Source organism: Massilia luteola (assembly GCF_034420155.1).
Lineage (GTDB): Bacteria > Pseudomonadota > Gammaproteobacteria > Burkholderiales > Burkholderiaceae_D > Telluria > Telluria luteola.
The window spans coordinates 38,827-63,298 of sequence record NZ_JAXOFN010000024.1 but is presented as its reverse complement, the minus strand read 5'-3'; the positions used below and the strand labels follow the sequence as shown (position 1 = coordinate 63,298).

The following is a 24,472-nucleotide window of genomic DNA, read 5'->3' as shown; positions in this document are numbered from 1 at the left end:
CATGCGCCTGCCGCGCCGCCTGTTCTGCACCGCCCTCCTCGGCCTCGCGGCCGGTGTGCAAGCCGCGTCGGCGCTGGCCGCCGATCCGCAAGCGGGCGCGCAATACGTCGTGCTGCCTTCACCGCAGCCGACCGACGCCGGTAAAAAAATCGAAGTCATCGAGTTCTTCGCCTACTACTGCCCGCACTGCTACGCCTTCGAACCGGCGCTGGAAGCGTGGGTCAGGAAACAGGGTGACGACATCGTGTTCAAGCGCGTGCACGTGCCGCGCGACGCCAGCGTGCTGCCGCAGCAGCGCCTGTTCTACACGCTCGACGCGATGGGCCTCCTGAACCAGTATCACCAGAAGGTGTTCGACGCCATGCACCAGCAGCACCTGCGCCTGTCCAGCGACGAGCGGGTGTTCGACTGGGTGGCGCAAAACGGCATCGACCGCGCGAAGTTCATCGATACCTACCGCTCGTTCGGCATCCAGGCGAAGCTGCATCGCGCAGCCGCGATGATGGATGCCTACGGCGTCGACCGCTGGCCGCTCGTCGTCATCGACGGCCGCTTCATCACGTCGCCCTCGCACGCGGGCGCGGGCGCGGGCGCGGGCGCCCCCGAGGGCACCACGGAAGCCCAGCAACAGCAGACGGCCTTGCAGGTGATGGACTTCCTCGTCACGAAAGCGAAAGCGGACAAGCGATGACCGCGGCGCGGGGCCGCCGGCTGCGCGTGTTCGTCACCGGCGCATCCAGCGGCATCGGCGCGGCCCTGGCGCGCGAATACGCGGCGCGCGGCGCCGTCCTCGGCCTGCTCGGCCGCCGCCCCGATGCCCTCCGCGAACTCGCCGCCGCGCTGCCCGCGCCAAACGACCACCACATCTACGCCGTCGACGTGACGGACCACACGGCCCTGGCGCGCGCCGCCGCCGACTTCATCGCGCGTGAAGGCGGCGCCGACATCGTGATCGCCAGCGCCGGCGTCTCGGCCGGCACGCTGACGGAGCGGCCGGGCGACGTGTCCCAGTTCGCCGAGATCTTCGCCATCAACGTCACAGCCACCGTCGCCACCTTCGCACCGTTCATCGCGACGATGAAGCAAGGCACGGGTACGCGCCGCCTCGTCGCGATCGGCAGCGTGGCCGGCATCCGCGGCATGAAAGGCGCGGGCGCCTATTGCGCGTCGAAGTCGGCCGTGCACACGTATGCGGAATCGCTCCGCCTCGAACTCCAACCCCACGGTATCCGGGTCGTGACCATCGCGCCCGGCTACATCGATACGCCGATGACCCGCCTGAACCGCTTTCCCATGCCCTTCCTGATGCCGGCCGACCGCTTCGCGGCCGCAGCCGCGCGCGCCATCGACGCGGGCCGCAGCTACCGCGTGATCCCCTGGCCGATGGGCGTCGCGGCGAAACTCCTGCGCCTGCTGCCCAACGTCCTGTTCGATGCCCTGTTCGTGCATGCGCCGCAGAAGGCGGGCAAGGTGGCGCCATGAACGCCGATCGCATTACGCAACTGTCGCGCGCCGGCGTCGCCGTCGAGGTGGTCGCGCAAACCGGATCGACGAACGCCGACCTGCTGGCGCGCGCGCCGCACCTGGCGGCGCCGGTGCTGCTGGTCGCGGAACACCAGACGGCCGGGCGCGGGCGCGCGGGCCGCAGCTGGCTGTCCGAACCGGGCAACTCGCTGACCTTCTCGCTGGCCTGGCGCTTCGCCGACGGCTTGCGCGGCCTGGCCGGCCTGCCGCTCGCGATCGGCGTCGCGCTGGCGGAAACGCTGGGCCGCCTCGGCCAGCCCGTGCAGCTGAAATGGCCGAACGACGTGCTCAAGGATGGCGACAAGCTGGCCGGCATCCTCGTCGAGACCCAGGCGCTGCCGGACGGCGCGGCCTGGACCATCGTCGGCATCGGCTTGAACCTCGTGATGCCGGACGCACTCGAAGACAGGATCGGACGCAGCGCCGCCGCGGTGCCGTGGCTCGCGCGCATGGACCGCGACGCACTGATGGCCGCGCTGCTCGACGGCCTGGCCGACGCATTGTCCCTGTTCGCGCAGCGGGGCTTTGGCGCGTTCGCCGCGCGCTGGAACGTGCTGCACGCCTGGACGGGACGGCCGGTCGTCCTGCTCGACCGCGGCGAAGTCCAGCACGAGGGCCTTGCCGCCGGCGTGGACGACACGGGCCGCCTGCTGCTCGACACGGCGGGCGGACGCATCGCGATCGTCGCCGGCGACGTGTCGCTGCGCACCACGGATTGATCTTCGGGAGACCACCATGCTGCTGCTCGTCGACGCGGGAAACACGAGAATCAAATGGGCCATCGCGGCGCTCGACGCGCTCCCTGGCGACTGGACCGCGCACGGCGCCGTGGCGCACGCGGAACTCGACCGCCTGCAGGCCGCCTGGGCTGGCCACGGGCTCACGCGCGCCGTCGTCTCGAACGTGGCGGGCCACGCGATGCAGGCGCAGCTGACGGCGCTGCTCGCCCCGCTCCTGCCGGCCGCGCCGGACTGGTTCACGGCGCGCGCCGAATTGAACGGCCTGCGCAACCGCTACCGCAATCCGGCGCAACTGGGCAGCGACCGCTTCGCCGCCGCGCTGGGCGCACGCTGCCTCGCCCCCGGCCAGGCCCTCGTCGTGGCCACGTGCGGCACCGCGACGACGGTCGACGCGGTGACTGCCGCGGGCGACTTCCTCGGCGGGATGATCCTGCCGGGCCTGGGCCTGATGCTGGGCGCGCTGGCGCGCGGCACGGCCCAGTTGCCGCAGGTGGCGCCGGGCGAGCGCCACATGGCACCGCCTGTGTTCGCCGACCACACGAGCGACGCGATCCTGTCCGGCTGCCTGGCCGCGCAGGCGGGCGCGATCGAACGCGCCTGCGCCGCCCTGCCCGCCGACCTGTGCATCATCTCGGGCGGCGCGGCGGCCAGCGTGGCCCCGCTGCTGTCCGTTCCCCACTGGATGCTGGATAATATCGTGCTGGTGGGCCTGCATGCGGCCGCGCCGCTGCCCGCTTCCGCCCCCGACCCCGCATCTGCTTGAGGACACGCTCGTGCTACGACTCGCCTTCTGGTCCCTGCTGTTCCTGAACGCCGCCCTGTTCGCGTATGCCCAGGGCCTGTTCGGCACGGGCAAGAGCAATGAACACGAACCGGCGCGCCTCAAGCGCCAGTTCAACACGGCCAAGATGACGCTGCTGACGCGCGAGCAGGCCGAAGCCGCCGCGAAGGCCGCCGCGCCGCCGCCGGGTGGCGACGAGGCCGACGGCGCGGCGGCGGCAAGCGCGCCTGCATCCGCAGCTGCAACCGCTGCAACCGCTGCAAAGGCGCCCACCCAAACGCCCGCCCCTGCGCCCGCCTTCGCCTGCACGGAAATCGGCCCGCTCGACGCGGGCGACGCGCGCCGCTTCGAGGCGCGCCTGGCCGCGCTCGACCTCGGCGACCGCCAGTCGCGCCAGGCCGTCCAGGCCCAGGACGTGACCAGCTGGATCGTGCACATCCCGTCCCAGGGCAGCAAGGAAGCGGCCGACAAGAAGGCCGCGGAGCTGCGCACCCTGGGCGTGACCAATTTCTACATCCTGCAGGCCGATTCGCCGCTCAAGTACGCGATCTCCCTCGGCGTGTTCAAGACCGAAAGCAGCGCCCAGGCCATGCTCGCCCAACTGGGCAAACAGGGCGTGCACACGGCGCGCATCGCCCCGCGCGGACCGCAGACCACCCACTACGTCTACCGTGTGCGCAGCCTCGACGCCGCGACCCGCAAGCGCATCGAAGGCTACGCGGAACGCTACGACGGCGCGGACGTCAAGAGTTGCAACTGAGCCGCGGCCCTTCCGATTTCGCGCGATGCTATGCTGAGCCTTGCGGCCGGGTTCGACCAGCAGATGCCGGTGGCTGTTGACCTGACGGAAATTCGACACGGTTGGCTGGAACCTGTTCCAGGCAAACGCCCCTGCGCCCGGCAAAGCCTGCCTCCATTTTTTACTCACTACTCGACATGATGGCACTGACTCGCGACCAATATGATGTAGATTTCCTGAAGAGTAACGCGGACTGCATTCGCGCCCAAGGCTTGCATTTACCACATCTCGATCAGCCCATCAGTCTGCTTAACTATATCCGTATCGCAAACGATATCGAGGCAAGACTGCATGCTGCGCGGCCGAAGAAAACCGGCGCGGACCATCCTGCGCAGCGCGTGCTGGATTGGGGCTGCGGCTATGGCCAAATGACATGGTTGCTACGCAGGCGAGGCCTTGAGGTTACGTCATTCGACATCGGCCCCGACGATGCTGTATTGCCGAACCTTCCGCTTTGCAATGCACTTGACGTCACACGAACGACGCATGCAACCCACCTCCCCTTTGAGCGCGAAGAGTTCGACGCTATGTTGAGTTGCGGTGTCCTCGAGCATGTCGACGAGTGCAGCGGGGAGGTCGGTAACGAACGAAAATCCTTGGCCGAGATCGCACGCGTGCTGAAACCGAACGGGCGATTCCTGATTTACCAGCTTCCGCAAAAAGCCGCCTGGCAGGAGGCTGTCGTCAGACGATTCAAGCTCGGATACTCCCATCCACGTCGCTATACGGCGTCGGAAATACGACTCCTTCTGCAGGAGGCAGGCTTCCGCGTCGCCCGCCTGAAACGCGCGAATCTGGTACCCAAGAATCTGACGGGCATGCCCAACGCGCTGCGGAAAATATACAGCGTGTTCGGTCCGCTCCTGGTCGTCCTCGACGGATTTTTCTGCGGGATTCCATTATTGAACCGCATCGCCGGCGTACTGGAAATCGAGGCGGTAAAACAACACGCATGACAGGCAGTAATTCGGACGCTGGCGTCAGTGGCCCCGGCGCCGGCGCTTCGAACACGAGATCCCGAGATCCCGACCGAAACGGTGGGCCTCGCAGTTTCCGGTGACGATAGGCGCATTGGTCAGGCTCGGCACCTGCACACTGCTAAGCACAGTGCCGTGACCGCACCAGCCGCTACCCGGCCCGCGCTGCCTGCTCTCCGCCCAACGCCTTCATCCCCCGCTCGAGCACCTTGATCTTCTCCCGCATCGTCGCCAGGTTGCGCACGAGCGCCGCGCTGCGCTCCCATTCCGCGTTCGGCGCGATCGGATAAAAGCCCGTGTAGCGGCCTGGTGCCGCGATCGAGTTCGGCACCAGCGTGCCGGCCGTGACGTGGACGTTGTCGGCGATGTCGATGTGGCCGTTGATCATCGCGGCGCCGCCGAACGTGCAGTGGCTGCCGATGTTGGCGCTGCCCGCCACGCCCACGCAGCCCGCCATTGCCGTGTGCGCGCCGATGCGGCAGTTGTGGCCGATCTGGATCAGGTTGTCGAGTTTCACGCCGTCTTCGATCACGGTGTCGTCCAGCGCGCCGCGGTCGATTGCCGTGTTCGAGCCGATGTCGACGTCATCTCCGATCACCACGCGTCCCGTCTGCGGGATCTTGATGTAGATGCCGCCGTCCACCGCGAAGCCGAAGCCGTCGCCGCCGATCACAGCGCCCGAGTGGACGATGCCGCGCGCGCCGATGACGCAGCGCGCGTGGAAGGTCACGTTGGCGAAGAAGTGCGTTCTTTCGCCGACCGATGCGTCGGGACCGATGTAGCAGCCCGCGTCGATCATGGCGCCGGCGCCGATGACGGCGCCCGCCTCCACCGTGACGTGCGCGCCGATGCACGCGGTCGGGTCCACGCGCGCGCTCGCGTGCACGACGGCCGACGGGTGGATGCCCGGTGCGGGCGCGGCGCCCGACCCGCACAGGTATTGCGCCGTGCGCGCGAAATAGGCGTACGGGTTGTTCGTGACGATGCGTGCGCCGTCGTACGCGGCGGCGACGTCCGGCTCGTCGAGCGGAGACAGGATCAGCGCCGCCGCCCGGCTGTGCGCCGCCGCGGCCCGCAGCCGGCTGTCGCTGAGAAAGCTGATGTCCGTGGCGCCCGCGCGGTCCAGCGGGGCGATGCGCGTGACTTCGATCTGCGGATCGCCTTCCAGCCGGCCGCCGAAGCGTTCGACCAACTCCATGAGTCGTGTGCCCATGCCCTCGCCTCCTGTCGCATCGTGACGTGTGTAGGCGGTTCGACCGATGCGCCGGCGCAGCAGTTCCGGATCGCGAAGAGAATACTAAAGCGGTGTGAGCTACCGCAAAAGAAAAGGCTGTGTTCGCGTTAAGTATGTGAACTGAATCTGGTTGCGGAGGTCATACGTATCGTCGAGTTAACTCATGAGGAGTGACGATGCGCAGCCTGACGTTCGACGACGTGTTCGCCAAGTTGTCGGCGGTACAGCTGTCGGCTTCCGACCTGGTCCGGCTGCGCGAATGGATCGCGGGCCTCGCGCATCCGGCGGAATGCATCGCGCTGATCGAACACGCGGCCCGAGGTCGGCCATGTCCGCGCTGCGGCTGTGGTCGCGTACACCGCTGTGGCCAGGCGAGCGGCCTGCAGCGCTTTCGTTGCCTCGCCTGCGGGCATCACGCACGAGGCGGTGAACGTGTCGGCCGGCATTCGGGCGCGCGGCGCGATCCACATCCAGAATGTCAAGAGCTGGCTGGTGCGGTTTCGCGGTGTCGCGAGCCGCTATTTGATCAACTATTCGGGATGGCAACGGTTGCTGGACGCGCGGCGCCTGACGATGCCCGCGCACCTGCTGTGCGCTGCGGCGCAGCGCGGCTAGGCGGCAGCGCTCGCTTACCTAATTAACGCGAACACAGCCAAAGAAAAAGCCCCGCTTGCAACCGGCGCGCAGCATGCCGGTCGAAAGCGGGGACAGGGGACGTAATGGGTACTGCGTGATCAGAACTTGCCGCGGAGGCCCAGCTGGAAGGTACGGCCCGGATCATACGAGCTGAACGCCGCGTTCGGGAACTGGAAGTAGCCTTCGCGCTTGGCCTTGTTCAGGTTGACGATGTCGAACGTGATCGTCGGCCAGTTGTCGCGGCCCAGCACCTCTTCCAGGTCCACGCTGGACGAGAAGTCGGCCTGCTTGTACGAGCGGCCGTACAGTGCCGCCAGCGTCACGCCGCTCTGGTTCGCGTTGGCGCTCTGGCTGCCCTGCTGGTACTGGTGCGAAATGCGCGCCATGTAGCCGTGGTTCTCGTAGTAGAAGCCGAAGTTGTTGCTCTTCTTCGGTACGTTCAGGGCGACGAAGCCGTTGGTGCCCTCGCCGCTCGCGCTCTGGTTGATCAGCGTGGCCGTCTCGCTGAAGCCGAAGCCCTTGATCGGCAGCAGCTTGTCGAGCGGCTGGACCCAGCCGATTTCCAGGCCGCGCACGGTCAGGATGCCGCCGGCGTTACGCTCCTGGCTCATCACCACGGTGGCCACGTCCGGACCGCCGCGCGAGTTGATCGCCACCTGCTGGGTCGGGATCAGGTTGTTGTAGGTAATGCCGTAGGCGGCCAGGGCGCTGAACGGCATCGTCAGGTTGTCGATGACGGTGAAGCCCTTCACCTTCTTCTGGAACACGGTCAGGCTGACGTAGCCTTCACGTCCGGTGTACCAGTCGATGCCCAGGTCGATGTTGTTCGACAGGTAGGGTTTCAGTTCCGGGCTGCCGATCGTGCCGACGTCGGCCGACGTGCCGCTGAAGTTGATGCCCGGACGCAGCGAGTTCGGGTTCGCGCGGGTCATCGTCTTCGACAGCGCGACGCGGGCCACGACGTCCTTGCGCAGCGTGATGGCGGCGGTGGCCGACGGCAGCGTGTTGTTGTACGTCGTGTCCTGGTACACCCACTCGGTCACGTTCGGGTACTTCGAACCGTTCTGCGTCAGGGTGGCGTTGCGCGGGTCGCTGAACGAGTTCAGGGAGCCCACGTCCTGCTTGGTACGGACATAGCGTACGCCGGCGTTGTAGCGCACGGGGAAGCTGCCGAGCTTGGTCTCGCCGCTGACCTCGGTGTAGAAGCCGGTCGTCTTTTCACGCACATAGCCCGAGCTGGCGCCGGTCGACGAGCTCGTGGAATCCGGCGCGCTCGAATTGTAGGCGTCGTAGTTCGAATCCTTGCGGAAGCGATCCCAGTCGACGACCACGCGGCCGTTCGGGCCCTGCACCAGGTAGCTCGACAGCTTGTTCAGCGGGATCAGCGAACCCTGGTATACCAGCGGCGCGGTCTGGCCGGCCGTGTAGCCGGTGCCGTAGCCCGGGTACAGCGCGGCGGCGCTGGCGCCCGGCGTGCTGGCGCCGTCGCAGGCCGGGGCGCCGTTCGGGCCCTGCAGGAACACGCTCGGGTTGTTGCCGCAGACGGCAGCCTGCCACGCGGCCGAGTTGTCCTGGCCGCGGATGCGGCGGTCGATGTCGTCGTAGGCGAGGCCGGCCTTGAGGCTCAGCTTCGCATCGCCCCAGGTCAGGTCGGTGTGGAAGCCCTTCGTGCTCGTCTCGCGCAGCTCGTTCTGGATGTTGACGCGGCCGCCGGCCCAGACGAAGTTCGCCGGGTCGTTGACGTCCTGGTTGAACGTGATGTTCGGCACGCCGCCGCCGTTGTTGTTGAAGGTGGCGACGAGGCCGCTGCCGGCGGCCGTGATCGGCATGACGGTCGGCGCTTCGTGCGAGAACGTCGACTTGGTGGCGTTGGCCTGCGCATCCAGTTTCAGGGTCGGGGTGATCTTCCACTCCATGCCCGGGTTGATGCCTTTCAGGTCGGTACGGTCGCGGCGCGGGCCGAACTCGATGAAGTAGCTCGCGTTGGAATACGTGCCCGACGTGACCGTGCAGCCGATGGTGCAGTTGGTGTTATCGACCTGCATGTTCAGCGGGATCGACGCACCGTTGCGGACCGCCCACGTGTAGGCGATGCGCTGCATGTCGTCGTCCTTCTTGCTGTACAGCGTGTCGACGTAGAAGTGCAGGTTTGCCAGCGGACGCCATTCGGCGCTCAGGATGGCCGCGCCCTTGTCGCGCGTGCCGAAGTAATCCATGAAGCGGCCCAGGCGCGGCAACAGGGCGTTGTCGATCTGGTCGATCGTCAGGCCCGGGTTGTGCGACAGCAGGAAGGCCTGGTCGATCGGGGTGCCCGCCACGAGGCCCGCGCCGGCGCCGGCCGGTACGGTGGCCGGAATGGTCCAGTTGCCGCCGCCGGTGCTGTTGCGGGTCGGCGAGGAGCTCTGCGCCGCCGTCAGGTTCGGGTTGGTGAGACCCACGGTCTCGTAGCCGGTCGTGCGCGATTTCTGGCGGTTGACGGTGAAGCCGGCCAGGATACCGAACGTGTCGCCCCAGGTCTTGCTGGCCACGAGGGAACCGCGGCCGCCGACGCCGTCGGCGATCTGCTGCTTCTGCGCAATGGCGCCGTACGAGACGTGCGTGCCCGGATTGTCGAACGGACGCGCGCTGCGCATGTTCACGACGCCGGCGGCGCCGCCTTCGATCAGGTCGGCCGTCGGGCTCTTCGCGACGGTCAGTTTGGTGAACAGGTCGGTCGGCAGCAGGTCGAGGTCGACCTCGCGGTTCGTGTTGGCGCCGTCGATCGGGCCGGACGAGGCCACGGCGATCTGCGCATTGTTCAGCAGGATCTTGGTGAAGCTCGAACCGAGGCCGCGGATCTGGATGTTCGTGCCCTCGCCCGTCACGTCGCGCGCGATCTGCACGCCCGGCACGCGGCTCAGCGATTCGGCGATGTTCTTGTCGGGGAATTTGCCGATGTCTTCGGCGCTGATGGTGTCCTGGAAGCCGATGGCTTCCTTCTTGTCCTTGGCCGACGAAAGCAGACTGGCGCGGTAGCCGGTCACCTTGACGACGTTGACATCGGCCTGGACGGCGGGCGCGACTTGCGCGGGTGCATCCTGGGCCGGTGCTGCGGCTTCCTGCGCATAGGCTTGCTGGATGAGGCCGGCGAGCACGCTCAGGCCAAGCACGACTTGCCGGCGCTGGCGGCGCCGCTGTACGGACTTCTCGATCATTGCTGTCTCCTGTGTTTTTCTGTGCCAAGGACGCGCCGGTAGGCCGTCTTTATCGTTGGCAAACCCAGTGTAGGAGCACAATGTTAGTAGTGTCAATTGCGCAAACAAAAATGTTATGCGCAAACATCATGGCAAACTTCGCGTTTATATGGCATTTAACGCGAGACCGCCTTTTAATATTCTGAGCTACGCTTATTTTCTCGATCAAAAAATGGTAGCGTATAGCAAATAAAAAATCGTTGCAGATGTCTGACATCCGATGAAAAACAAGCAGGGAACCGGCATTTTGAGACATTTATTGCCAAAAATACAGGGCTCGACAGCGCTGATCGGCAGCATTGTCGAGCAAATGCCCTGCGTCTGATCAGACATCAGATGTCTATTCGAGTTGACGACAGTGGGGCTCTGCCCGCTCAGCGGCGCACGACGATGGGCCGCAGCCCGAGCCTCGCCGGCAGCGCACGCGCCGCTTCCTGCGCCAGCGCGCGGGTGTCGAATGGACCGCCATACAGGCGATTGACGCTGCCGGAGCGAACGACCTCGATCGCCAGGTCGACGCCGGATTGCTTGAGCTTTTCGCTGATTTCCTCGGCCTTGCCCGCGCGTCCGTAGGCGCCCAGCTGCAGGTAGAAGCCGGACCTGGGCGCCGCCTGGTCAGGCGCCGCGGCCGCTGCGGCCGCCGCGGCCGGCGCCGGCGCGACGGCGGCGCTGTCCGTGTCGGCCCGGTCTTCCAGCATCAGGGCCGCGATGCCCGGCGGCGGCAGCGCCTGCGCCTCGGACGCGGCGGCGCGGCGCGCGGACGCGAGGCGGATCTCGTCGCCCGGGAACAGGCGGTCGAGCTGGACTTCGTGGCTGCCCTTGCCCAACAGGCCCAGCTTCAGGGCCGCCGTGTACGAGACGTCGACGATGCGGTCGGAATGGAACGGCCCGCGGTCGTTGATGCGCACGACGACGGACTTGCCGTTCTCCAGGTTCGTGATGCGCGCGTACGAAGGAATCGGCAGGGTCGGGTGCGCGGCCGTCATCTTGTACATGTCGTAGGGCTCGCCCGACGACGTGCGCTGGCCGTGGAACTTCACGCCATACCAGCTGGCCACGCCGCGCTGGGTGAACGGTTCATCGTTGACGAGCGGCGTGTAGGTCTGGCCGAACACGGCGTACGGCTTGTTGCCGAACCTGGCATAGGGTTCGTACTTGACGACGGCGTCCGGGGTGTCCATCAGGCCCGGCGGCGGATTCGCGCCGGGGCCGTCGTCCTGGTAGTAGCCGCCACGGCCGGAGCCGGCCGCGGGGAGGTTGGGAAGCGAGGGATCCACGCGGGTCACCTTGTGCCGCCAAGGCAGGGGAATCAGGCTTTTGTGTTCGCCGTTCTGGTCCGTGGTACTGCATCCCGCCATCATTGCCAGCACAGCAATGACCGCTGGGAGCGACCTCGGAACGGCCATCGCGTTCTCTTGCATATCAGGTCTGCACCAGTTTGCGGTGTCGTTGAATACTCATCAATATACCACTGCATAGGCCCAGGGTAATCAGCGCGGTACCGCCATAGCTCATGAAAGGCAGCGGAACGCCGACCACCGGCAGGATGCCGCTGACCATCCCCATATTGACGAAAGCATACGTAAAGAACATCATCGCGACCGCCCCCGCCAGCAGGCGCGTGAACAGGTTCGGCGCATTGGCCGCGATCATCATCGCGCGCCCGATCAGCAGCAGGTACAGGAACAGCAGTATCAAATTGCCGATCAGACCGAACTCTTCGGAATATACCGAAAAGATGAAGTCGGTGGTGCGCTCGGGAATGAACTCGAGATACGCCTGCGTGCCCTTCATATACCCCTTGCCGGACACGCCGCCGGAACCGATCGCGATGGTCGACTGGATGATGTGGAAACCCTTGCCGAGCGGATCGGACGTCGGGTCGATCAGGGTCATGACCCGCTCGCGCTGGTAGTCGTGCATCAGCGACCAGGCCACGGGCAGCGCGGCGCAGCCGGACGCGAACAGGGCGCCGAGCGCCTTCCACGACAGGCCGGCCAGGAAGATCACATAGAAGCCCGACGCGCCCACCAGCAGCGCCGTGCCGAGGTCGGGCTGCTTGGCGATGAGGCCGAACGGGATCACGAGCAGCACCGCCGCCACCAGGAACGACTTCCATTTGAGGGCCCCGGCCCGTGTCTGGAAATACCAGGCCAGCATCAGCGGCGTGGCGATCTTCATGATCTCGGACGGCTGGATGTCCACGCCCACGTGCAGCCAGCGCCGCGCCCCCTTCTTGATGGTGCCGACGGCCGCCACGGCCAGCAGCAGCGCCACGCCGAACGTGTACACCGGCACCGCGAGGCGCAGCAGGGTCTGGGGCGGCACGATGGCCGCGGCCCACATGAACACGAAGGCCGCGACGATGTTGCGCATCTGGCCTTCCAGGCGGCCGGGGAAGTCGTGGCCGGCCGAGGACAGCGTGACGAGTCCCACGCACAGCAGCAGGAACAGGATCAGCGACAGCGCCGGATCGAACACGGTGAAATACGGTTTGAGGCGCCGGCTGAGCGAGCGGCGTTCGGGAAAGTGCGCCATGATTCAGTCCTTGTTGCCGGGGGTCTCGCCGCCCGGCTGGAAGTCGGCGCCGGCCGTGGGCGCCACCTGGTCTTCGTCGGCCGGTACCGGGTCCGCGGGCTTGGGCGGCGGCTTGTCGGCGTCGCCCGGGCGCTTGCCGAGCAGGTAGTAATCGATCGCCTTGCGCGCGATCGGCGCCGCCACGGCCGCGCCGAAGCCGGCGTTTTCGACGACGAGCGCGAGCGCGATGCGCGGGTGGTCGGCGGGTGCGAAGGCGATGAACAGCGCATTGTCGCGCAGGCGCTCCGGCGTCGCCGCCGCATTGTACTTCTGGCCCTTCAGGCCCACCACCTGAGCCGTACCCGTCTTGCCGGCGACCGTGTACGGGACGCCGCGGAACTGGAGGACCGCGGTGCCGGGCGCTTTGGCGTCCGACGTCACGCCGACCATGGCGCGCTTGACGATGTCGATGTTTTCCTGCTTGACGGCGATGCGGCCGGACGCCTTCGCCACCGTCAGCGTGCGCGCGTGGTTGCCGCCGTCCTCCAGCATCTTGACGAGGTGCGGCTTCATGATGACGCCGTCGTTGGCCAGCGTGGCCACGGCGTGTGCCATCTGCAGCGGCGTGTAGCTGTTGAAGCCATTGCCGATCGAGATCGAGATCGTGTCGCCGCCCACCCACTTCTGCGCCGCGCGGTTGCGCTTGAAGCGCTCGCGTTTCCACTGCTGCGACGGCAGGATGCCCGTCTTTTCGTGTTCGAGGTCGATGCCCGTCTTCTCGCCGAAACCGAACGGCTGCATGAAGTCGTGGATGCGGTCGATCCCCATTTCGTTGCCGAGCTGGTAGTAATAGACGTCGCACGACACCGCGATCGACCGGTACATGTCGATGAAGCCGTGACCGCCCTTCTTGTCGTCGTTGAAGCGGTGGCCGCCCAGCATGAAGAAACCCGGGTCGCTGATGCCGTACTCGGGGCGGCGCAGGCCATATTCGAGCGCCGCCAGCGCCATGTACGGCTTGAACGTCGAACCGGGCGGGTACGTGCCGGACAGCGGGCGGTTCATCAGCGGCTTGTCGGGCGACGTATTCAATTCGTTCCAGCTCTGCGAGTCGATGCCGTCGACGAACAGGTTCGGGTCGAAGCCGGGCCGCGACACGTACGCAAGCACGTCGCCCGTCGACGGTTCGATGGCGACGAGCGCGCCGCGGTAATCGCCGAACGCCTGCTCGATGACCTTCTGCAGCTCGATGTCGATCGACAGGATCAGGTTGCTGCCCGGCGTCGGCGGCGTGCGCGAGAGGGTGCGGATGGCGCGGCCGCCGGCCGAGCGTTCCACTTCCTCGTAGCCGGTCTGGCCGTGCAGCTGGTGTTCGTAGCTCTTTTCCAGGCCTTCCTTGCCGATGTGGTCCGTGCCGTTGTAGTTGGCGGCATCGTCGCTGGCGTCGATGATCTTGGCCTCGGCCTGGTTGATGCGGCCGATATAACCCAGCACGTGCGACGCCACCTCGCCCAGCGGATACTGGCGGAACAGGCGCGCCTGCACCTCGACGCCGGGGAAGCGGAAGCGCTGCGCCGTGAAGCGCGCCACTTCGTCGTCCGTCAGGCGGGTGCGGATCGGGACGCTGGAAAAATTCCTGGACTCTTCCATCAGCCGCTTGAAGCGCTTGCGGTCCTTCGGTTCGATCGTCACGAGCTTGGACAGTTCGTCGATGACGGAATCCAGGTTCGCCTCGAGCTTCGACGGCGTGATCTCGAGCGTGTAGGCCGAGTAGTTGCTGGCCAGGACGACGCCGTGGCGGTCCACGATCAGCCCGCGGTTCGGCACGATGGGCACGAGCGCGATGCGGTTGTCCTCGGCCTGCGCCATGTACTGGCTGTGCTTGACGACCTGCAGCCAGACGAAGCGTGCGACGAGCAGGCCGAAGCAGATGAAGACGAACAGCGCGATCGCCGTGAGGCGCATGCGGAACAGGTGGATCTCGCGATCGCTGTCTTTAATCTCGGTCATTCGGAATGGCGTGAATGGTTCTTCAGATCGGACGCGTATGGTCCTTGTCGACCGCGCGGCGCTGCGGCGCCAGCAGCAGCCACGTAATCACCGGCCACAGCGCGACGGCGACGACGCTCTCGATGAACACGAGCGCGCCGGGAAAGCGGCCCGTGACGAAGAAGCGCACCATCACCTGGATCGCCTGGGTCAGCAGCAGGAGCGGGAACACGTGCATCGCCTGCGTGACGAGCGGGAACCATAGCACGCGGCGGTGGATCATGATCGCCAGGTACGACAGCAGCGTGTAGGCCAGGGCGTTCTCGCCCAGCAGCGTCGCGTCGTGCACGTCCATCAGGAGACCCATGCAGAACGCGATGCCGATGCCGACCTTGCGCGGCTGGTGGATGCCCCAGAACACGAGCACCAGCGCGACGAAGTCCGGCGCGCCGACCCAGCGGCCCCAGGGCAGCAGGTTGAGCATGAAGGCGCACACCAGGCTGAACGAGATGAACAGCGGGCTGACCGGCAGCAGGATGTAGTGCGGACGGTTCGTCGTCGGCATCAGTTGCCCTCCTTCGGCCGGGGCGCGGCGTTGGCGGCGGGCGCCGCGGCGGTGCCTTGTGCCGGGACGACGGCCGGCTGGCGTGCGGCGGTGGCGACGGTGCCGGTGGCCGGCGTGCGCGCGACAGTCGGCGCGGCCGGCGCGGCGGTGCCGGTGCCGGCGGCCGGCGCGCGCGCGACCGTCGGCGCGGCCGCGGCCGGAGCACGGGCGGTGGGCGGCGCCGGCGGGCGGGCAACGGGTGCCGTGGCGGCCGGCGTGCCGGCGGCGGGTGCGCCCGTCGCGGGCCCCGGCGCGCCCGTCGCGGCCTTCGGGGTCGCGCGCGCGGGCGCGGGCGCGGCGGCGTTCGCGTGCGGCGTGGCCGGACGCGCCCCGTTCGCGGCGCCGGCGGCCGGCGCGACGGCCGGGGCCAGCGGCTGCGGCGCCAACGGCAGCGGCGGCAACGGTGCCATGCGCGGCAGATTCTTCCGGGACGCCGCGCTGGCGGCGGCCTTGGCCGGTTCCGCGGGCGGGCGCGGCGGCAGCGGCTGGTCGGACATCACGATCAACAATTGGCGGTAGCGGTCGATGCCGGCCAGCGGCTGGCACACGACGCGGCCGAAGGCACCCTGCACCACGTTCTCGACCTGGATCACCTTGGCCACCGCGAGGCCGGCCGGATACACGCCGTCCAGGCCCGACGTCACGAGCACGTCGCCGACCTGGATGTCGGCGTTCGGCGCGACGAAGCGCAGGTCCAGCAGGCCGGACTGGCCGCGGCCGTAGGCCACGCTGCGCAGGCCGTTGCGCAGCACCTGCACGGGGATCGCCTGCTCCTTGTCGGTCAGCAGCGTGACTTCGGACGTGAACGGGAACACGCGCGTGACCTGGCCGACGACGCCGGCGTTGTCGATCACGGGCAGGCCGAGCTTGACGCCGTTGCGGGTGCCGCGGTCGAGCACCACGCGGCGCGTGGACGGGTCGCGCGCGTCATACAGGATCTCGCTCATCTGCGAACGCACGGGCAGGTGTTCGCGCGCGTCCATCAGGCGCCGCAGCTGGGCGTTCTCGGCCATCTGGAGCTGCGCCTGCTGCATGGCCTGGGCCATCGCGACCTGCTGGCTCTTGAGGTCGTGCACTTCCTTCTGCAGGGCGGAGATCGAGGAGAAATACGTGCCCATATTCGCCAGCGCATCGCGCGGCATCAGGGCAGCCATCTGGAACGGGTACAGGACCGTTGCCGCCACCTGGCGCACGGCGGTGAGCGCATGCAGGCGGGCGTCGACCACGAGCAGAGCGATCGAGAGCAGAGCGAACACGGTCACCTTGACCCTTGCGGGGGCGCCTTGCTTGAACAGCGGCGGAGGACTGTATTCCATGACTTCCAATAATGCGGGGCTAGCTGCGCCCGCGTCGATGTAGACGCCCGGCGCGAGGATACGACTGCCGGGCGGCGCCAAACGCGGACGGCGCGTGTCGCCCCGGGATCGCCGGAACGGTCACACGCCCTGTCCGCGTTGCCACTGCCGGGTTACTCGTACGAGAAGATCGAGCCCAGCTTGTCCATGCGCTCGAGCGCCATGCCGGAGCCGCGCACCACGCAGGTCAGCGGATCCTCGGCCACCAGCACCGGCAGCCCGGTCTCTTCCATCAGCAGGCGGTCGAGGTCGCGCAGCAACGCACCGCCGCCGGTCAGCATCATGCCCTTCTCGGCGATGTCCGCGCCCAGTTCCGGCGGGGTCTGCTCGAGGGCGTTCTTGACGGCCGAGACGATGTTGTTGAGCGGGTCGGTCAGCGCTTCGAGGATCTCGTTGGACGAGATGGTGAAGGAACGCGGGATGCCTTCCGACAGGTTGCGGCCCTTGACTTCCATCTCCTTGACTTCGGAGCCCGGGAACGCGGAACCGATGGCCTTCTTGATCGACTCGGCGGTCTGCTCGCCGATCAGCATGCCGTAGTTGCGGCGGATGTAGTTGACGATGGCTTCGTCGAACTTGTCGCCGCCCACGCGCACCGAACCTTTATAGACCATGCCGCCCAGCGAGATGATGCCGACCTCGGTGGTGCCGCCGCCGATGTCGACGACCATCGAACCGGTCGCCTCCGACACCGGCAGGCCGGCGCCGATCGCGGCCGCCATCGGCTCTTCGATCAGGTAGACCTGCGACGCGCCGGCGCCCAGCGCCGATTCGCGGATCGCGCGGCGCTCGACCTGCGTCGAACCGCACGGCACGCAGATGATGATGCGCGGCGACGGCCGGAAGAACTTCGAGTCGTGCACCATGCGGATAAACTGCTTGAGCATCTGCTCGGTGACGGTGAAATCGGCAATCACGCCATCCTTCATCGGACGGATCGCTTCGATGTTGCCGGGAACCTTGCCGAGCATCTGCTTGGCTTCCTTGCCGACTGCCTGGATCGTCTTCTTGCCGTTCGGACCGCCTTCCTGGCGGATCGCGACGACCGAAGGTTCGTCCAGTACGATGCCCAGACCGCGGACATAGATCAGCGTGTTGGCGGTACCCAGGTCGATGGCCAGGTCGTTCGAGAAATAGCTACGTAAAAAACCAAACATGTGTGTCCTGATGTGCGCAACGAGGTGCGCCTAACATTAATCGGGGAATCTTCGCCGCGACGCCGAATCCGCATCGAGGGCTTTTTCATGCGTGGAAGTCGGGCCGGTTTGCCCGGAGAACGCATTAGCCCGCCATTCTACCTTATAATTTGCCGATTAAACGCTGAAAAACGGGTGGTTTCATGCCCATATCAGCCGGTGAGATGGACGGTATTAGAAAGCTTTTATCAGCTTTAGCGCGCCGTTGTCCAAATTTCATTATCTACACATTCATCTTTGAACGCGGTGCCGAACCGCGCTTTTTGCCATGTCCCTGACACTTTCAGACGTAAAACGGATCGCCAATCTGGCTCAGCTCGATATGGACGAGGCACATGCCGAAATCGCCTTGAACGAGCTGAACGGGATCTTCGCCCTGGCCGAGCAGATGCAGGCCGTCGACACCAGCGGTGTTGCGCCATTGTCGCAACCGCTGGCGGCCGTGCTTGCCCTGCCGCTGCGCCTGCGCGAGGACGTGGTGACCGAAGACAACCACCGCGACGACTACCAGGCCCCGGCCCCGACAACCCAGGACGGCCTGTACCTCGTGCCGAAAGTCATCGAATAACCCGCAGCGAACGCCGACCATCATGATGCATCAAAAAACCATCAAGGAGCTGTCCGCGCTCCTGCACACGAAACAAGTCTCGGCAACGGAGCTGGCGCAGCACTACCTCGACCGCATCGCCGCGAGCAGCCACAACGCCTTCCTGGACGTGAATCCGGAGCTGTCGCTGGCCCAGGCCAGGGCCGCCGATGCCCGCATCGCGGCGGGTAACGCCGGGCCGCTGACCGGCATCCCCATCGCGCACAAGGACATCTTCGTCACGCAAGGCTGGCGCTCGACCGCGGCCTCGAAGATGCTGGGCAATTACGTGAGTCCGTTCGACGCCACCGTCGTGACGAAATTCGCGGACGCCGGCATGGTCACCTTGGGCAAGCTGAACTGCGACGAATTCGCGATGGGCTCGTCGAACGAGAACTCCGCGTTCGGCGCCGTCAAGAATCCGTGGGATGCGCTGGCCGTGCCGGGCGGCTCGTCGGGCGGCTCGGCCGCCGCGGTCGCCGCGCGCCTCGCGCCCGCCGCGACCGGCACCGACACGGGCGGCTCGATCCGCCAGCCGGCCGCGTTCTGCGGCATCACCGGCATCAAGCCGACGTACGGCCGCGTGTCGCGCTTCGGCATGATCGCGTTCGCCTCGTCGCTCGACCAGGGCGGCCCGATGGCCCGCACGGCCGAGGACTGCGCGCTGCTGCTGAACGAGATGGTCGGCTTCGACGAGCGCGACTCGACGAGCCTCACCGCCGAGCAAGGCAATGCGCGCGAAGACTTTGCGCGCGACCTGAACGCTTCGTTGCAAGGCCTGCGCATCGGCGTGCCGAAGGAATACTTCGGCGAAGGCCTGGCCGGCGACGTCGAGCAGGCCGTGCGCGCCGCGCTGGACGAATTCGTGAAGCTGGGCGCGACGCTGGTCGAGATCTCGCTGCCGAAGACGGCGCTGTCGATCCCCGTCTACTACATCATCGCGCCGGCGGAAGCGTCGTCCAACCTGTCGCGCTTCGACGGCGTGCGCTACGGCTACCGCGCCCCCGAGTACACCGACCTGCAGGACATGTACAAGAAGACGCGTGCGCAGGGCTTCGGCAAGGAAGTCCAGCGCCGCATCATGGTCGGCACGTACGTGCTGTGCCACGGCTACTACGACGCCTATTATGTGCAGGCGCAGAAGATCCGCCGCCTGATCGCCGACGACTTCCAGGCCGCGTTCCGCGACCAGTGCGACGTGATCATGGGCTCGGTGGCCCCGAGCGTCGCCTGGGACCTGGGCTCGAAGGCGAACGACCCGGTGGCGAACTACCTGGCCGACATCTTCACGCTGTCGACCAGCCTTGCCGGCCTGCCCGGCATGTCGATCCCGGTCGGCTTTGGCCAGGGCGAGAAGAACGCGAAGCGTCCGGTGGGCCTGCAAATCATCGGCAATTATTTTGCCGAGGCGAAGCTGCTGAACATCGCGCACCAGTACCAGCAAGCCACGGATTGGCATACCCGCGCGCCGGAAGGCGTTTGATGCATGGTGGGCACGGGGTGCCCACCCTACGGCACGAATGCATCGTAGGGTGGGCTCCCCGAGCCCACGCGTGACGCATGAAGGGCCCGCGCGTGACGCGTGACGAGCCCACGGCGGCACATGCGAACGTAACGACAAAGAGAGAACACTATGCAATGGGAAGTCGTCATCGGTCTTGAGAACCACGTCCAGCTCACGACCAACTCCAAAATCTTCAGCGGCAGCTCGATCAAGTTCGGCGCCGCGGCGAACACGCAGGCCAGCCCCGTGGACCTGGCGCTGCCGGGCGTGCTGCCCGTGATGAACAAGGGCGCGGTCGAACGCGCCATCCGCTTCGGTCTCGCGGTGGGCGGCAAGATCGCGCCGCATTCGGTCTTCGCGCGCAAGAACTACTTCTACCCCGACCTGCCGAAGGGCTACCAGATCAGCCAGTTCGAGGACCCGGTCGTGCAGGGCGGCAGCCTCACGTTCGCGTTCGAGAAGGACGGCAAGCTGGAGACGAAGACCGTCAACCTGACCCGCGCCCACCTCGAGGAAGACGCCGGCAAGTCGCTGCATGAGGACTACCACGGCATGAGCGGCATCGACCTGAACCGCGCCGGCACGCCGCTGCTGGAGATCGTCTCCGAGCCGGAAATCCGCAGCGCGGCCGAAGCCGTCGCGTATGCCAAGGCCCTGCACGGCCTCGTGATGTGGCTCGGCGTCTGCGACGGCAACATGCAGGAAGGCTCGTTCCGCTGCGACGTCAACGTATCCGTGCGCCCCGTCGGCCAGAAGGAATTCGGCACCCGCTGCGAGATCAAGAACCTGAATTCGTTCCGCTTCATCGAAGAAGCCGTGCATTACGAAGTGCGGCGCCAGATCGAGCTGATCGAGGACGGCGGCAAGGTCGTGCAGGCCACGCGCCTGTGGGACCCGGACCGCAAGGAAACGCGCCAGATGCGCAGCAAGGAAGACGCGCAGGACTACCGCTACTTCCCCGACCCCGACCTGCCGCCGCTCGCGATCTCGCAGGAGTGGATAGCCCGCGTGCAAGCCGGCATGCCGGAACTGCCGGCCGCGATGCGCGAACGCTTCATCGGCGCCTATGGCCTGCCCGAGTACGATGCGCTGATCCTGACGTCGTCGCAGGCGATGGCGACGTATTACGAAGCCGTCGTCGCCAAGGCCGGCAAGGAGAACGCCAAGGCCGCCGCGAACTGGCTGATGGGCGACGTGTCGTCCGCGCTGAACCGCGCCGACGTCGCCATCGAGGCGTCGCCGGTCGAAGCGTCGCAACTGGCCCTGCTCTTGCAGCGCATCGCCGACGGCACCATCTCGAACAACGCCGCCAAGAAGGTCTTCAGCCTGATGTGGGACGCGCAATCGGCGGACGACCATCTGGCCGACACCATCATCGAGCGCGAAGGCCTGAAGCAGATCTCAGACACGGGCGCGCTCGAAGCGATCGTCGACGAGGTCCTGGCGGCCAACGCCAAGTCGGTCGAGCAGTACCGCGCCGGCAAGGAAGCGGCGATCAACGCGCTGATCGGCCAGTGCATGAAGGCGTCGAAGGGCAAGGCGAATCCGGCGCAGGTCACGGAACTGCTCAAGAAAAAGCTGGCAGGCTGAAAAAACCGGGGTCAGAGCCCGGTTTTGGGTAATTGCCCCAGAGATCGTGCCAAAAAACGGGCTCTGACCCCGGTGTCATTCATAGCGGAGCGCCTCGATCGGGTCGAGCCGCGCCGCCTGGCTGGCCGGCACGACGCCGAACACGACGCCCACCGAGCCCGAAAACAGCACCGACAGCGCCACCGCCCACCACGGCACGACGGCCGGCGGGAAGTCGGGGATCATGGCGGCGATCGCCGCGCCCAGCGCGTAGCCGATCACGAGGCCCAGCAACCCGCCCAGCAGCGACAAGGTGACGGCCTCGATCAGGAATTGCAGCAGGATGTCGCGGCTGCGCGCGCCGATCGCCTTGCAGATGCCGATCTCGCGGGTGCGTTCCTTCACCGACACCAGCATGATGTTCATGATGCCGATCCCGCCCACCAGCAGGGCGATGCCGACCACGCCGCTCATCACCAGCGTCACCGTGCTGCTCAACTTGTCGAAGGACTTCGCGATCTGGTCGGCCGATTCGATCTCGAAATCGTCCGGCTCGTCGGCCTTCAGGCGGTGGGCCTGGCGCATGACCATGCGGATGTGGCTGCGGGTCGCGTCCAGCCGGCCCAGGTCGCGCACCGCGACGGTGATCTGCAGTTGCGGGCGCGTGTTGTTGCCGATGATGCTTTGCCCCGTCTTGAATGGGATGATCATGTAGTTATCCTGCGACATGCCGAAGATCTCGCCCCGCTTTTCCATCACGCCGACGATCTTGAACCACTCGTTCGCGTACAGGACGAATTGCCCGACCGGGTTGGGCGGCAGGTGCAGGTCGTCGATGAGCTTCTCGCCGATCACGGCCACGCGGCGCGCGCTGGCGTCGTCGGACGCGCTGAGAAACCTGCCCAGGCGCGCGTAGCGGCCGTTCACTTCCTGGTAGCTGGCCGTCGTCGCGAACACCTGGGCCGTGGCCGACAGGCCGGTGAAGCGCACTTCGGAAAAGCCGGGCGTGAAGACGGGGCTCAGGTCGCGGATGCCCTCCACGCGCAGGTGCAGTTGGGCCACGTCCTCGAAATGCAGGAAGTTCACCTTGCCGCGCATGACGTCCTTGAACTCGTTGTGCGGCCGGATCGTCAGGCCGTTGCCGCCCAGGCCCTCGAACTGGTCGCTGACGCTCTTGGAGAGGCCCTGGATCAGCGAGATCACGGTGATCACGGACGCCACGCCGATCACGATGCCGAGCGACGTGAGGAAGCTGCGCAGGCGGTGCGCGCGGATCGACGCCAGCGCCGAGCGCAGGCTTTCGAGGAACAGGTTCATGCCGCGTTCTCCGCGTCGTTTGCCGTATCCGACACGATCCGGCCGTCGCGCAGGCGCACGATGCGCCGGCATTGTGCGGCGATCTCGGGTTCGTGGGTCACCATGACGACCGTCTGCCCGCCCGCGTGCAGTTCGCGGATCAGCGCCAGGATCTCCTCGCTGGTGGTCGAATCGAGGTTCCCCGTCGGCTCGTCGGCCAGCAGGATCGCGGGATTGCCCACGAGCGCGCGGGCGATCGCCACCCGCTGGCGCTGGCCGCCCGACAGCTCGTTGGGCCGGTGGTGCACGCGTTCGCCCAGGCCCACGCGCTGCAAGGCCCGTTCCGCCAGCGCCAGGCGCTCGCGCAGCGGTATGCCGCGATAGATCAGCGGCTGCGCCACGTTGTCGAGCGCGCTCGCGCGCGGCAGCAAATGGAAACTCTGGAAGATGAAGCCGATCTCCTCGTTGCGCACGCGCGCCAGCTCGTCGCCGGACATGGTCGCGACCTCGCGCCCGTTGAGCCAGTACGCGCCGCTGCTGGGGCGGTCGAGGCAACCGACGATGTTCATCATGGTCGACTTGCCGGACCCGGACGCGCCGATGAACGCCACGAACTCGTTGGCCCGGATGTGCAGGTCCACGCCCTGCAGCGCGTGCACGGTCTGGTCGCCCATCTGGTATTGCCGGGTCACGCCTTCGAGCCGGATCACGGGTGCTCTCCATCGGTGGATTTGACGTCGGCGACCTTTACCTCGGCCTTCTTGGCCGTGACGGCATCGCCGTCGTGCAGCTCGCGCAGCAGGCGCGCCGGACCCACGGCGATCGTCTGGCCGACCGCCAGGCCCTTCGTCACTTCCTGGTTGGCGTCGTCGGACAGCCCCAGCTCCACCGTGGTCTTTTTCACCTTCCCGTCCTGTACGGCGAACACGTAACTGGCGTTCTTGACCTTGTCCTTGGCGCCCGGGATTTCCTCGCTCATCACGGCCTGGATCGGCACCGCGGCGCGGGCCGCGCCGTTGCCGACGACGATCTCGACCCGGCACGTCATCCCGGACCGCAGCGCCAGCTTCGTGTCAAGCAGGTGCAGCTTGACGACATAGCTGCGGCCCTGGCTCTGCGCGCCCAGCGTGTTCCGGGGCGCCATGGCCACGCTCTCCACGCTGCCCGTCACCGGCTGGTCGGGGAACGCGGCCGGGAACACCTTGGCCTGCTGGCCGACCGCCACGCGCGCGATGTCCGCTTCGTCCACGTTCACTTCCGCCATGATCGAGCCGACGTCGGCGATCGTCATCAAGGACGATCCCGCGATGCCGGTCGCGCTGGCGACGGCGGTCTCGCCGACCTTGATCGGCACGGCCGTCACGGTGCCGTCGATGGGCGCGCGCACCTCGGTCTTGGCCAGGTGCTCGCGCGACTGCGACAGCAGCGCGCTGGCCTGTTCGAGCGATTCGCGGCTGGCGCGCACCTCGACCTTGGCCAGGTCCATCTGGTGCACGGCGTCGTCGTACTTCGAGATGTCGATGTACTTCGCCTTGTACAACTGGCCCGTGCGGTCCAGGCTGCGCTGCTGGTTGGCGAGGTTGATCTGGGCGCGCTCGATGGCGATCGCCGCATTGCGCCGGTTGGCTTCCTGCTGCGCCACCTCGGCCTGGTACACGGTCGGATCGAGCCGCAGCAGGATCTGCCCGCGCTCGACCCGGTCGCCCTCCTTCACCAGCACGCCGGACACCTTGCCGATCACCTCGGCCGACAGCTGCACCTCCTGGCGGAACACGAGGTTGCCCGTGGCGAGGATCGACGGATGGATCGCCAGTTTCTGCACCGTCGCCAGCTCGGCCTCGCGGCGCGTCGGCTTGCCCGCGAACTTGATCGCCAGCGGGACGAGGAAGAACGCCGCGACGACGGCCGCGCCTATCGCTTTCTTGTTCATGC

20 protein-coding genes and 2 pseudogenes are annotated in these 24,472 nt (G+C 66.9%); 11 read left to right on the top strand and 11 right to left on the bottom strand.

Going from position 1 to position 24,472, the window contains the following annotated elements; genetic code table 11:
- Position 1: 1 nt before the first annotated feature.
- From U9J41_RS21675 to U9J41_RS21650, 6 genes are all read left to right on the top strand, one after another.
- Positions 2–691, top strand: coding sequence for a thiol:disulfide interchange protein DsbA/DsbL (locus U9J41_RS21675; RefSeq protein ID WP_322404232.1), 690 nt, complete (start codon positions 2–4; stop codon positions 689–691).
- Positions 688–1,482 carry an SDR family oxidoreductase gene (locus tag U9J41_RS21670; RefSeq protein ID WP_322404231.1) on the top strand — a complete coding sequence of 265 codons (795 nt, stop codon included), beginning with the start codon at positions 688–690 and terminating at the stop codon, positions 1,480–1,482. Before U9J41_RS21675 ends, U9J41_RS21670 begins: the two co-directional genes overlap by 4 nt.
- A complete protein-coding gene (locus tag U9J41_RS21665; protein WP_322404230.1) occupies positions 1,479–2,243 on the top strand; it encodes a biotin--[acetyl-CoA-carboxylase] ligase in 765 nt (254 codons plus the stop codon). Before U9J41_RS21670 ends, U9J41_RS21665 begins: the two co-directional genes overlap by 4 nt.
- Before the next feature lie 16 nt (positions 2,244–2,259).
- The gene (locus U9J41_RS21660) at positions 2,260–3,027 is read left to right on the top strand and encodes a type III pantothenate kinase (RefSeq protein WP_322404229.1); all 768 of its coding nucleotides are present in this window, start codon (positions 2,260–2,262) and stop codon (positions 3,025–3,027) included.
- A gap of 10 nt (positions 3,028–3,037) precedes the next feature.
- On the top strand, positions 3,038–3,805 hold the full coding sequence (locus U9J41_RS21655; protein ID WP_322404228.1) for an SPOR domain-containing protein: 768 nt from the start codon (positions 3,038–3,040) through the stop codon (positions 3,803–3,805).
- A gap of 176 nt (positions 3,806–3,981) precedes the next feature.
- The gene (locus tag U9J41_RS21650; RefSeq protein ID WP_322404227.1) at positions 3,982–4,800 is read left to right on the top strand and encodes a class I SAM-dependent methyltransferase; all 819 of its coding nucleotides are present in this window, start codon (positions 3,982–3,984) and stop codon (positions 4,798–4,800) included.
- A gap of 172 nt (positions 4,801–4,972) precedes the next feature.
- On the opposite strand, the gene lpxD is transcribed toward U9J41_RS21650, so the two are convergent.
- The gene (gene lpxD, locus U9J41_RS21645) at positions 4,973–6,034 is read right to left on the bottom strand and encodes a UDP-3-O-(3-hydroxymyristoyl)glucosamine N-acyltransferase (RefSeq protein ID WP_322404226.1); all 1,062 of its coding nucleotides are present in this window, start codon (positions 6,032–6,034) and stop codon (positions 4,973–4,975) included.
- 320 nt (positions 6,035–6,354) lie between these two features.
- On the opposite strand from lpxD, the pseudogene U9J41_RS29360 reads away from it, so the two are divergent.
- Positions 6,355–6,468: pseudogene (locus U9J41_RS29360) on the top strand (transposase-like zinc-binding domain-containing protein); the annotation flags it as partial.
- Positions 6,452–6,670 (top strand): annotated as a pseudogene (locus U9J41_RS21640) (IS1595 family transposase); the annotation flags it as partial. The pseudogenes U9J41_RS29360 and U9J41_RS21640, both read left to right, overlap by 17 nt.
- 119 nt (positions 6,671–6,789) lie before the next feature.
- Here U9J41_RS21640 and U9J41_RS21635 read toward each other — a convergent pair.
- The 7 genes from U9J41_RS21635 to U9J41_RS21605 all read right to left on the bottom strand — a co-directional run bounded on the left by U9J41_RS21635 (position 6,790) and on the right by U9J41_RS21605 (position 17,546).
- On the bottom strand, positions 6,790–9,885 hold the full coding sequence (locus U9J41_RS21635; protein WP_322404225.1) for a TonB-dependent receptor: 3,096 nt from the start codon (positions 9,883–9,885) through the stop codon (positions 6,790–6,792).
- Positions 9,886–10,298: 413 nt separating this feature from the next.
- Entirely contained in the window at positions 10,299–11,201 is a 903-nt protein-coding gene (locus U9J41_RS21630; protein WP_322404224.1) for a septal ring lytic transglycosylase RlpA family protein, read from the bottom strand.
- A gap of 145 nt (positions 11,202–11,346) precedes the next feature.
- Positions 11,347–12,462 carry a rod shape-determining protein RodA gene (gene rodA, locus U9J41_RS21625; protein WP_322404223.1) on the bottom strand — a complete coding sequence of 372 codons (1,116 nt, stop codon included), beginning with the start codon at positions 12,460–12,462 and terminating at the stop codon, positions 11,347–11,349.
- Between the two features lie 3 nt (positions 12,463–12,465).
- Entirely contained in the window at positions 12,466–14,451 is a 1,986-nt protein-coding gene (gene mrdA, locus U9J41_RS21620; RefSeq protein WP_322404222.1) for a penicillin-binding protein 2, read from the bottom strand.
- Positions 14,452–14,473: 22 nt separating this feature from the next.
- Positions 14,474–14,995, bottom strand: a complete 522-nt coding sequence (gene mreD / locus U9J41_RS21615) for a rod shape-determining protein MreD (protein ID WP_322404221.1) — start codon at positions 14,993–14,995, stop codon at positions 14,474–14,476.
- Complete coding sequence (gene mreC / locus U9J41_RS21610) at positions 14,995–16,350, bottom strand: rod shape-determining protein MreC (RefSeq protein ID WP_322404220.1); 1,356 nt, start codon at positions 16,348–16,350, stop codon at positions 14,995–14,997. The genes mreD and mreC overlap by 1 nt, the downstream gene beginning before the upstream one ends.
- A 152-nt stretch (positions 16,351–16,502) precedes the next feature.
- A complete protein-coding gene (locus U9J41_RS21605) occupies positions 16,503–17,546 on the bottom strand; it encodes a rod shape-determining protein (RefSeq protein WP_025511657.1) in 1,044 nt (347 codons plus the stop codon).
- 307 nt (positions 17,547–17,853) lie between these two features.
- Between U9J41_RS21605 and gatC the strand changes: the two genes are divergently transcribed.
- The 3 genes from gatC to gatB all read left to right on the top strand — a co-directional run bounded on the left by gatC (position 17,854) and on the right by gatB (position 21,265).
- Positions 17,854–18,153, top strand: a complete 300-nt coding sequence (gene gatC / locus U9J41_RS21600) for an Asp-tRNA(Asn)/Glu-tRNA(Gln) amidotransferase subunit GatC (protein ID WP_322404219.1) — start codon at positions 17,854–17,856, stop codon at positions 18,151–18,153.
- A 25-nt stretch (positions 18,154–18,178) separates the two neighbouring features.
- Positions 18,179–19,654 carry an Asp-tRNA(Asn)/Glu-tRNA(Gln) amidotransferase subunit GatA gene (gatA, locus tag U9J41_RS21595; RefSeq protein WP_322404260.1) on the top strand — a complete coding sequence of 492 codons (1,476 nt, stop codon included), beginning with the start codon at positions 18,179–18,181 and terminating at the stop codon, positions 19,652–19,654.
- A 150-nt stretch (positions 19,655–19,804) separates the two neighbouring features.
- On the top strand, positions 19,805–21,265 hold the full coding sequence (gatB, locus tag U9J41_RS21590; RefSeq protein WP_322404218.1) for an Asp-tRNA(Asn)/Glu-tRNA(Gln) amidotransferase subunit GatB: 1,461 nt from the start codon (positions 19,805–19,807) through the stop codon (positions 21,263–21,265).
- 75 nt (positions 21,266–21,340) lie between these two features.
- Here the strand turns inward: gatB and U9J41_RS21585 are convergent, their stop codons facing one another.
- Genes U9J41_RS21585 through U9J41_RS21575 form a run of 3 tightly spaced genes read right to left on the bottom strand, consistent with a single transcriptional unit; the run spans position 21,341 to position 24,470 of the window.
- Positions 21,341–22,561 carry an ABC transporter permease gene (locus U9J41_RS21585; RefSeq protein ID WP_322404217.1) on the bottom strand — a complete coding sequence of 407 codons (1,221 nt, stop codon included), beginning with the start codon at positions 22,559–22,561 and terminating at the stop codon, positions 21,341–21,343.
- Positions 22,558–23,250, bottom strand: coding sequence for an ABC transporter ATP-binding protein (locus U9J41_RS21580; protein ID WP_322404216.1), 693 nt, complete (start codon positions 23,248–23,250; stop codon positions 22,558–22,560). Before U9J41_RS21580 ends, U9J41_RS21585 begins: the two co-directional genes overlap by 4 nt.
- On the bottom strand, positions 23,247–24,470 hold the full coding sequence (locus tag U9J41_RS21575; RefSeq protein ID WP_322404215.1) for an efflux RND transporter periplasmic adaptor subunit: 1,224 nt from the start codon (positions 24,468–24,470) through the stop codon (positions 23,247–23,249). Before U9J41_RS21575 ends, U9J41_RS21580 begins: the two co-directional genes overlap by 4 nt.
- Between the last annotated feature and the right edge of the window lie 2 nt (positions 24,471–24,472).

What these genes read in the sequence shown, in the direction of transcription:
- U9J41_RS21675 (WP_322404232.1), top strand. Translation starts at nt 2, where the DNA reads ATGCGCCTGCCGCGCCGCCTGTTCTGCACCGCCCTCCTCGGCCTCGCG.
- U9J41_RS21670 (WP_322404231.1), top strand. Translation starts at nt 688, where the DNA reads ATGACCGCGGCGCGGGGCCGCCGGCTGCGCGTGTTCGTCACCGGCGCA.
- U9J41_RS21665 (WP_322404230.1), top strand. Translation starts at nt 1,479, where the DNA reads ATGAACGCCGATCGCATTACGCAACTGTCGCGCGCCGGCGTCGCCGTC.
- U9J41_RS21660 (WP_322404229.1), top strand. Translation starts at nt 2,260, where the DNA reads ATGCTGCTGCTCGTCGACGCGGGAAACACGAGAATCAAATGGGCCATC.
- U9J41_RS21650 (WP_322404227.1), top strand. Translation starts at nt 3,982, where the DNA reads ATGATGGCACTGACTCGCGACCAATATGATGTAGATTTCCTGAAGAGT.
- lpxD (WP_322404226.1), bottom strand. Translation starts at nt 6,034, where the DNA reads ATGGGCACACGACTCATGGAGTTGGTCGAACGCTTCGGCGGCCGGCTG.
- U9J41_RS21635 (WP_322404225.1), bottom strand. Translation starts at nt 9,885, where the DNA reads ATGATCGAGAAGTCCGTACAGCGGCGCCGCCAGCGCCGGCAAGTCGTG.
- rodA (WP_322404223.1), bottom strand. Translation starts at nt 12,462, where the DNA reads ATGGCGCACTTTCCCGAACGCCGCTCGCTCAGCCGGCGCCTCAAACCG.
- mrdA (WP_322404222.1), bottom strand. Translation starts at nt 14,451, where the DNA reads ATGACCGAGATTAAAGACAGCGATCGCGAGATCCACCTGTTCCGCATG.
- mreD (WP_322404221.1), bottom strand. Translation starts at nt 14,995, where the DNA reads ATGCCGACGACGAACCGTCCGCACTACATCCTGCTGCCGGTCAGCCCG.
- mreC (WP_322404220.1), bottom strand. Translation starts at nt 16,350, where the DNA reads ATGGAATACAGTCCTCCGCCGCTGTTCAAGCAAGGCGCCCCCGCAAGG.
- U9J41_RS21605 (WP_025511657.1), bottom strand. Translation starts at nt 17,546, where the DNA reads ATGTTTGGTTTTTTACGTAGCTATTTCTCGAACGACCTGGCCATCGAC.
- gatC (WP_322404219.1), top strand. Translation starts at nt 17,854, where the DNA reads ATGTCCCTGACACTTTCAGACGTAAAACGGATCGCCAATCTGGCTCAG.
- gatA (WP_322404260.1), top strand. Translation starts at nt 18,179, where the DNA reads ATGCATCAAAAAACCATCAAGGAGCTGTCCGCGCTCCTGCACACGAAA.
- gatB (WP_322404218.1), top strand. Translation starts at nt 19,805, where the DNA reads ATGCAATGGGAAGTCGTCATCGGTCTTGAGAACCACGTCCAGCTCACG.
- U9J41_RS21585 (WP_322404217.1), bottom strand. Translation starts at nt 22,561, where the DNA reads ATGAACCTGTTCCTCGAAAGCCTGCGCTCGGCGCTGGCGTCGATCCGC.
- U9J41_RS21575 (WP_322404215.1), bottom strand. Translation starts at nt 24,470, where the DNA reads ATGAACAAGAAAGCGATAGGCGCGGCCGTCGTCGCGGCGTTCTTCCTC.